This window comes from Alcanivorax sp. HI0083, assembly GCF_001635175.1.
The window spans coordinates 1-595 of sequence record NZ_LWFX01000004.1 but is presented as its reverse complement, the minus strand read 5'-3'; the positions used below and the strand labels follow the sequence as shown (position 1 = coordinate 595).

The 595-nt window shown below is 59.3% G+C and carries 1 protein-coding gene; it reads right to left on the bottom strand.

Annotated elements, in window-relative coordinates; genetic code table 11:
* The coding region (locus A3754_RS00170; RefSeq protein WP_369817554.1) for an aconitase family protein at positions 1–595 on the bottom strand (595 nt) is incomplete at both ends.

Genomic DNA, 595 nt, shown 5'->3' with positions numbered 1-595 from the left:
GGTAGGCATAGGTGTTGCCGTCCTCGGATTCGGACGACCACACACCCTTGGCCAGGTATTCCAGGTTCACCTGGTGGCAGATGCCGGTGCCCGGCGGCACCACGCGGAAGTTGTCGAAGGCTTTCTGGCCCCAGCGCAGGAACTGATAACGCTCCCGGTTGCGCTGGTACTCGATTTCCACGTTCTCTTCGAAGGCTTGCGGGTTGCCGAACTTGTCCACCATCACCGAGTGGTCGATGACCAGATCCACCGGTGTCAGCGGATTAATGCGGCCCGGATCGCCGCCGGCCTTCTTGATGGCATCGCGCATGGCCGCCAGATCCACCACACCGGGGACGCCGGTGAAATCCTGCATCAGTACCCGGGCCGGGCGGTAATTGATTTCCTTGTCCGAGCGCTTGTGTTCCAGCCAGCGCATCACGGCTTCGATGTCGGCGCCGGTGACGCTGTCACCGTCTTCAAAGCGGAGCAGGTTTTCGAGAAGGACTTTGAGGGAAAAGGGGAGCTTGCTGAGATCACCCCAGCCTTTGTCGGCGACCGCATTGATATCGAAATAATGATAGGTCTTGCCGTTGGCTTGCAGCGTTTTTTTGCT